At 69.0% G+C, this 7,261-nt stretch carries 7 protein-coding genes; 1 reads left to right on the plus strand and 6 read right to left on the minus strand.

Annotated elements, in window-relative coordinates; translation table 11 throughout:
- Positions 1-110 precede the first annotated feature (110 nt).
- From ACLFMY_RS07510 to ACLFMY_RS07530, 5 genes are all read right to left on the minus strand, one after another.
- On the minus strand, positions 111-590 hold the full coding sequence (locus tag ACLFMY_RS07510; protein WP_410764012.1) for a TspO/MBR family protein: 480 nt from the start codon (positions 588-590) through the stop codon (positions 111-113).
- Positions 591-611: 21 nt separating this feature from the next.
- A complete protein-coding gene (gene truD / locus ACLFMY_RS07515) occupies positions 612-1,715 on the minus strand; it encodes a tRNA pseudouridine(13) synthase TruD (protein WP_410764013.1) in 1,104 nt (367 codons plus the stop codon).
- The gene (gene pyrC, locus ACLFMY_RS07520) at positions 1,708-2,751 is read right to left on the minus strand and encodes a dihydroorotase (RefSeq protein WP_410764014.1); all 1,044 of its coding nucleotides are present in this window, start codon (positions 2,749-2,751) and stop codon (positions 1,708-1,710) included. Before pyrC ends, truD begins: the two co-directional genes overlap by 8 nt.
- A 49-nt stretch (positions 2,752-2,800) precedes the next feature.
- On the minus strand, positions 2,801-3,283 hold the full coding sequence (locus ACLFMY_RS07525; RefSeq protein WP_410764016.1) for a DsrE family protein: 483 nt from the start codon (positions 3,281-3,283) through the stop codon (positions 2,801-2,803).
- Positions 3,284-3,451: 168 nt separating this feature from the next.
- Positions 3,452-5,077, minus strand: coding sequence for an ArnT family glycosyltransferase (locus tag ACLFMY_RS07530; protein WP_410764017.1), 1,626 nt, complete (start codon positions 5,075-5,077; stop codon positions 3,452-3,454).
- Positions 5,078-5,294: 217 nt separating this feature from the next.
- On the opposite strand from ACLFMY_RS07530, the gene ACLFMY_RS07535 reads away from it, so the two are divergent.
- Positions 5,295-6,353: a quinone-dependent dihydroorotate dehydrogenase gene (locus ACLFMY_RS07535; protein ID WP_410764019.1), complete on the plus strand. Its 1,059-nt coding sequence runs from the start codon at positions 5,295-5,297 to the stop codon at positions 6,351-6,353.
- On the opposite strand, the gene ACLFMY_RS07540 is transcribed toward ACLFMY_RS07535, so the two are convergent.
- A complete protein-coding gene (locus tag ACLFMY_RS07540; protein ID WP_410764021.1) occupies positions 6,340-7,113 on the minus strand; it encodes a HesA/MoeB/ThiF family protein in 774 nt (257 codons plus the stop codon). The genes ACLFMY_RS07535 and ACLFMY_RS07540 overlap by 14 nt on opposite strands.
- Between the last annotated feature and the right edge of the window lie 148 nt (positions 7,114-7,261).

Here is a 7,261-nt window from a genome sequence, read left to right on the forward strand (position 1 = left end):
GATTCTACCCAAAGCGCCGCCCCGACGGCGAACCGGCGCCCGGGCCGCTGCGCATGCGCCCGGGTTTACGCCGGGTTTGCACCAGGGCGGAAGTCTCGCAGCGAGGGATGTCAGGGCGATGACGCGTCGGGGTTCAGGCGCAGGACGCGCGCATTGAGCGCGGCGGCAAACCCCACCCAGATCCAGTACGGTACCAGCAGCGCGGCGGCAAGCCCGCTTGCCTGGGCGAACAGCAGGATCACCAGTGTGAGCAGCGCCCAGAGCACGAGGATGTCGGTCAGCGCCGCAGCGATCCGGTGACGGCCGAAGAACAGCCAGGACCAGGCGGCGTTGAAACCCAGGTGGACCAGGTAGAGCGCCAGCCCGGCCGTCCGCCAGATCGAATCCTCCGCCTCGAAGACCCGCCAGGCGGCCACGGCCATCAGCAGGTAGAGGATCGCCCAGGCGATTGGGAAGACCCGGTTCGGCGGGGTCCAGGCGGGCTTGGCGAGGTTGCGGTACCAGTCGTCCGGCCGGAACAGCCCGCCGCTCAGGGCGGTCAGCGCGACCAGGACGATCGAGCCCATCAGGGCGACAATGGATTCCAGCATGGCGTGCGTGCCTCCTTTCTCTCACGCGGGCGGGGCGAACAGCTCGGCCACCAGCTCGGTGGCGTAGCTGCCCGGTGGCAGGGAGAACGACAGGGTCACCGTCCCCTCGCCGACCTCGAACGCCAGGTCCGCAACCGGGATCGTCAAGGGCCGGCGATCGGGCTCGACGCGCCACTGCACCAGCCGGCGCTGCCAGGATTCCCGGCCCCAGCGCTCGAGCATGGCGTCGGCCAGGGCGGTTTCGCGCTCGCCCACCGCCGCCACGGCCTGCGTGCCCGTCTCGCCCCACAGCGGGCCGGTCAGGGACAGGTCGCCGGCATCCAGGCGGCGCTGCAGCGCGTCGATCTCGTCGGCCTCGGCGACAAAGCGGCTGCGGGACCCGGCGAGCCTGAGGACGTCGCCCTCGAGCACGGTGGCGACCGTCGCCTGCTCCAGCCGGTCGGCCAGCACGCGGTCGAAGATCGCCGATCGCAGGGTCGACAGCAGCCAGTTGCGGGCCGCCCGCTTCGGGCTGCCGCGGCGCTCGCCCTGCCCCCACTCGCGCAGGGCCTCGAGGTTGGAAAAGCCGCGGCCGTAGCGCTGCTCGCCGAAGTAGTTGGCGAACCCGCGCGAGGCGAGGCGTTCACGCCGTTCGGCCAGGTATTGGGCCAGTGCCGGCGCGTCCTCGCCGGGGCGGGGGGCGACGTCGTGCAGCACCAGGCGAAAGCGGTTGGCCCGGTGGATGCCGCGACGCAGCTTCTTGTCGTGCCGGTCCATGGCCAAAAGCCCGATGCCCTCGGCGGCACAGGCCGCCTCGAACGCCGCCGGATCGAAGGTCTCGTGCGGGACGCTCAGCCACTGGCTGGTCACCGCCTGCCGGTCCTTGAGACCGCACAGGCCGATGTCGCGGGGCTTCGTGCCGGTGATGGCGGCGACCCGGTCGACCAGCGCGCCGGTGGTCATGTCCCGCTTTTCCAGCCGCAGCAGCCAGTGATTGCCGGTCCCGGCCGGCTCGAAACCGAGGTCCTCGTCGACACGGAAGGCCTCGGGGCTCGCCTTGAAACCGGCCTGCCACGACGGGGCACCGGCCATCCGCAGGCGCGCCCTGCCGGGCGCCCCGGGCCAGTCGGTCAGCGCGTCAGTCATCGAGGAGGGTCGCCGTCCAGTCGATTTCCTCGCCGGTCAGGAGGGGTGCCACCACGTCATCCCCGGCCTTGACCGGCTCCGGCACGCGCTGGGGGCGCCGTTCCAGGCGCAGGCGGCGCTCGTTGACGGGCAGGCCGTAGAAACGCGGGCCGTTCAGGCTGGTGAAGGCCTCCAGGGCATCGAGCCGCCCGAGGCTATCGAATACCTGCGCGTAGAGCTCAATCGCCACCGGGGCGGTGAACGCGCCGGCACAGCCGCAGGCGGATTCCTTGGCCCCCTTCGGGTGCGGGGCGCTGTCGGTGCCCATGAAGAACTTGCCCGACGGGTCGACGGCGGCCTCGAGCAGCGCCTCGCGATGCGCCTCGCGCTTGAGGATCGGCAGGCAGTAGTAGTGGGGGCGGATACCGCCGGCGAGCATGGCGTTGCGGTTGAACATCAGGTGATGCGCCGTGATGGTCGCGCCGAGGCGATCCCCCTGGGAGCGCACGAACTCGGCCGCCTGGGCGGTGGTGATGTGCTCCATGACCACCCGCAGGTTCGGGTAGCGCTCGAGCATCGGCGTCAGGACGCGCTCGATGAACACCGCCTCGCGGTCGAAGATGTCCACGGCCGGGTCGACCACCTCGCCGTGAACCAGCAGCGGCAGCCCGGTGCGCTCCAGCGCGCCCAGCACCGGCTCGATCGCCAGCGGGTCGGTGACACCGTTCTCGGAGTTGGTGGTGGCGCCGGCCGGGTAGAGCTTGACCGCGTGGATGGCCGGATCGGCCGCGGCCTGCTCGATGTCCGAGGCCGTGGTCCGATCGGTGAGGTACAGGGTCATCAGGGGCTGAAAGTCGCTTCCCGGCCCGACCGCGGCGAGCACGCGGTCCCGGTAGGCATGGGCCTCGGCCACCGTGGCGACCGGCGGGACCAGGTTGGGCATGATGATGGCGCGGCCACACTGCCGTGCCGAGAACCCCGCCACGGCGTCGAGCATGGCGCCGTCACGCAGGTGCAGGTGCCAGTCGTCGGGCTGGCGGATGATCAGCTCGTCCAAGGGAATGTCCTGTTGCTTGTATCGGGTGAATGATGGGGCTCGGGGTGCCTTACCAGGCAATGTAAGCGTAGCCGTCTTCCTGGTATTCCATCAGCGCCGCCGCCCCGACCTGCTCGATGCGGGCGAAATCGCGGATGTCGTCCTCGCTGTAGCCGACGGTGTCCATGGTGTTGCCGCAGGCGATCCATTCCACGTTGTAGTTCTCGGCGAACCCCGCGACGCGCGCGTAGATCTCCTCGTCGACCTCGCGCTTGGGCTCCTTGGCGAGGATGTGGATGCCCTTGGCGAAGCAGGCCACGGCGATCTGCACGTTGTCGCCGTACTTGCCGATCATGGCATTCATCGAGTTGAGCACGTGGGTCTGGTAGTCCACGTCACCGTGGTTGAGCTGGTAGATCACGAAATGTTCCGGGTCGTCCCCGGGAAAACGCATCTCGTCTTCGGCGCGCGCCTGCCCGATGCCCAGCGCGGCGGTGCCGGCACCGGCCATGGCGGTGATGAAACGTCTGCGGTTGTTGCGCGAATCGGTCATGAGGATGGTCTCCTGGTATTCGGTACCGGCCGGCCCCGGTCGGTGTCAATGGCGGGGAAATCGTCGCCAGGCCCGTCCGCCCGAAGGCCGGTCGAGGGACTATGAGGTGATTTCCTTAACAGGCGAAACATTGCCAATTTCAACGAGGATAGTCCACCAGCGCGCAGACTAGTCCGCCGGCCCGGCGGCGGGGTCATCCTCGCCGACACGCACGAGCACCACTCCGCCCCGGGCATAGAGGATCTCGCCCGGGATCCCGGAGGCGTGCTTGTTCCGTGTGAGCAGCAGGTCCCCGGCGCGCGGATCGCGCCGCTCGACCACGCGCTGGGCGTAGACGCCGAAGCTGGGCGTGTTCATGCCCCGCATGACCAGGTCCCCGGAGAGATCGCGCGCCATCAGGCCGGCCTCGCGGATGGGCCCCTGCTGCATCTGTCCGACGGCATGCAGCACCAGCGCGTTGACCACGATGGCGAACGACAGCGCCGCCGGCACGAGGACATTGGGGAGCGGCCAGCGACGGCTAGCCAGCGGCAGCAGGACCAGCAGCAGCGACAGTCCCGCCACCACGTACCACGCGGCGCCGAAGTAGCGGTCCCGTTCGGCGAGCATGTCCTGCACGTAGCTGGGCTTGATCTGGTCATGGTAGAGATTCACCAGCGTCGGCAGCGCCAGCACGAACAGCAGGAAGGCCGCCACGGGGAGCAGGTGTAGCGCGCGGCTTCGCACCTGCGGCAGGTGGGAGCCCATCACCAGCATCAGCCCGACCAGCCCGTAGCCGAGGTAGTGCGGCAGCTTGGTGCCCGAGAAGGTGAACAACAGCAGCGTGACCAGGAACCAGATCCAGCCGAAGCGACGCAGGGCCAGCGGCAGCGACCCCGGTGCCTGCAGGGGATTCACCCAGTCACTGCGGAAGTGCCGCAGTGACGTCAGCACCGCGCCGGTGAAGGGCAGCAGTGCCACGAAGGTGACCACAGGGTAGTACCAGTACCCCCCCGAGTGCCCTTCCATGGGCTCATCGAAACGCCCGAGGTTGTTCTTGAGGAAGAACTCGTCGATGAACAGCTGGCCGTACTCGAGCCAGACCAGCACGTACCAGGGCACGGCCACCACCACGAATAGGAGCAGGCCCTGCCAGTCCAGCACCGCGCGCCACCAGGCCCGGCCCTTGCCGGTCATCAGGTAGAAGAGGAAGCTCGTGGCCGCCGGGATGACCACGGCGACCGGACCCTTGGTGAGGAAACCCAGCGCCATGGCGAGATAGGCCCAGCGGATCCAGCGCCGTTCGCCACTGACCCAGTGGTTGAAGGTGGCGAACACCGCGCCGGTGAGGAACAGCAGTAGCACGGCGTCCGAGATGGCGGCCTTGCCCACCACGGTGGTCATCATCGCGGTGGCGGGAATCAGCGTGGCGAAGAAGGCCGCGCGGGGATTGAGGTAGCGGTCGGCGAACAGGTAGATCATCGCCACCCAGAGGGTCGAGGCGAGCACCGAGGGCAGGCGGAAGGCCCATTCGTGGAAGCCGAACACGGCCACGGAGGGGGCCTGCAGCCAGTAGATCAGCACCGGCTTGGCAAAGCGCGGCTCGTCGTTCAGGTAGGGAACGAGAAAATCGCCCCGCTCGAACATGGCCCAGGTCGCGCCGGTGAACGCCCCCTCGTCGAGATCGAACAGCGGCAGGGTTCCGATCCCCCAGACGTAGCCGATCGCAACGGCCAGCCCGAGCACGAGCACGTGCACGTGCCGGCGGTCCAGCCAGTCGGTCGCGGTTTGGTTATCTGGGACTTGTTGGCTCATGGGCAGCGCTCGGGCAATGGCACGGAAGGCAGATGGGTCGCGTCCGGTCGGGCCGCGTCTCTGTCCGCCGGGGACGGAAGGCGAGTATATCAGCCGGAATCCTCACCCGCCGACGCGACCTGGCCTGCTCGGTTTCGCGTTAAGATGGCCGCCGACCCGGTGGCGCACCCGGCGACACGAGGTCCCACATTCACCACGCCCGACAGCGAAACCGCCGATGAACCTGTTCACGCTCGTCCGCCCCCTCCTCTTCCGTCTGGCACCCGAGACGGCCCACCGCGTCACCCTGGGCATGCTCGATCTGGCCGCCCGCACGCCATGGTGCGGATGGCAGAAAAAGGCCGTGGCCGAGGACCCAGTCACGATCATGGGGATCGACTTTCCCAACCGCGTCGGTCTGGCCGCCGGCCTGGACAAGAACGCCGCCCACGTCGACGGGCTTGCCTGCCTGGGATTCGGCTTCATCGAGGTCGGCACGATCACGCCGCGCCCCCAGCCGGGCAACCCCGCACCGCGGTTGTTCCGCCTTCCCGAGGGCGAGGCCCTGATCAACCGCATGGGATTCAACAACGACGGGCTGGAGACGGCCCTGGACAACCTCGCCCGTGCGCGGCGCGACGTCCCGGTGGGCATCAACATCGGCAAGAACTTCGACACGCCGATGGAGCGTGCCCTGGACGACTACCTTGCAGGGCTGGCCGCGGTCTACCCGCACGCCGACTACGTCACCATCAACATCTCCTCGCCCAACACCGCCAACCTGCGCGACCTGCAGGGCGGCGAGGCGTTCACCGCCCTGCTCCGCGGCCTGGTCGACGAGCGGGCGCGCCTGCAGGCCGAGAGCGGCCGGTACGTGCCGCTGGCGATCAAGATCGCGCCGGACATCGAGGAGGACGAACTTCCCGAACTGGCCGAGGCACTGGTGGAACACGGCATCGACGCGGTCATCGCGACCAACACGACGCTGGCCCGCGACGGGGTCGAGGGCATGGCGCACGCCGACGAGCGCGGTGGGCTCAGCGGCCGGCCGGTGCGGGAACGCTCCACGCGGGTGATCCGCGCCCTGCGCGAGCGGCTGCCGGAAGATTTCCCCATCATCGGCGTGGGCGGCATCGACTCGGCCGAGGCCGCCCGGGAGAAGATCGAGGCCGGCGCGAACCTGGTGCAGCTCTACACGGGCCTGATCTACCACGGCCCCAGGCTGGTCGAGGAAGTCACCGAGACGCTGGCGGGGATGCCGGCGACGAACCGAGCCGGCCGGGCTACCAGCCGGTAACGCCGCGGACGGCGCGACGGGAGGCGCAGACGGGGCAGTCGGGATCCTGGCGGAAGCGCACGGTCCGCCATTCCGCGTCCCGCAGGTCGAACAGTGCCAGCCGCCCGACCAGCGGACGCCCGCTGCCGGTGATCACCTTGATGGCCTCGGCCGCCTGGAGGCTGCCGATCATGCCCACCAGCGGGGCGAGCACCCCCGTCTCGGCGCAGCGCAGCTGGTCCTCGCCCTCCTCCCGGTACAGGCAGCGGTAGCAGGGTGCATCCGGATCGCGATGATCGAACACGGTGACCTGGCCGGCCCACTGGATCGCCGCCCCGGAGACCAGGGGGATACCGTGGTGGGAGCAGGCGGCATTCAGCGCGAAGCGCAGCTCGAAGTTGTCGGAACAGTCGAGCACCAGGTCCATGCCCGCCACCGCGTCGTCGAGCGCCGCGCCCTCGAGCTTGCGGTTGATCGGATGCAGGCGCACCAGCGGGTTGAGCGCGCCGAGCCGCTCGACGGCGGATTCGGTCTTGGGACGACCGACCCGGGCGGTGTCGTGCAGGATCTGGCGCTGCAGGTTACTCAAGTCCACCTCGTCGAAATCGGCGAGGTGCAGTTCACCCACCCCGCTGGCCGCGAGATACAGGGCAACCGGCGAACCCAGCCCGCCGAGACCCACGACCAGCACCCTCGATCGCATGATCCGTTCCTGGCCCTCGTAGTCCAGGCCGTCGAGCATGATGTGCCGCCCGTAGCGGAGCAGTTCCTCGTCTTGCATGCCGGTCCGTCCGGTGAGTTTGTGCCATAACGCAAATGCCCGGCGTCAGGCCGGGCATCGTGAAATCGTCAAGCCGTGCAGAGTTAAAGGTAGTGCCTCCAGGGATCGTCCGGGTTTTCCGGGATCTCCTCGTGGCGGTCGCGGATCA

This window comes from Guyparkeria sp. (genome assembly GCF_046545975.1).
Lineage (GTDB): Bacteria > Pseudomonadota > Gammaproteobacteria > Halothiobacillales > Halothiobacillaceae > Guyparkeria.

Coding starts and splice junctions, on each gene's coding strand:
- ACLFMY_RS07525 (WP_410764016.1), bottom strand. CDS start 3,283: ATGACCGATTCGCGCAACAACCGCAGACGTTTCATCACCGCCATGGCC.
- ACLFMY_RS07510 (WP_410764012.1), bottom strand. CDS start 590: ATGCTGGAATCCATTGTCGCCCTGATGGGCTCGATCGTCCTGGTCGCG.
- ACLFMY_RS07540 (WP_410764021.1), bottom strand. CDS start 7,113: ATGCAAGACGAGGAACTGCTCCGCTACGGGCGGCACATCATGCTCGAC.
- truD (WP_410764013.1), bottom strand. CDS start 1,715: ATGACTGACGCGCTGACCGACTGGCCCGGGGCGCCCGGCAGGGCGCGC.
- ACLFMY_RS07535 (WP_410764019.1), top strand. CDS start 5,295: ATGAACCTGTTCACGCTCGTCCGCCCCCTCCTCTTCCGTCTGGCACCC.
- ACLFMY_RS07530 (WP_410764017.1), bottom strand. CDS start 5,077: ATGAGCCAACAAGTCCCAGATAACCAAACCGCGACCGACTGGCTGGAC.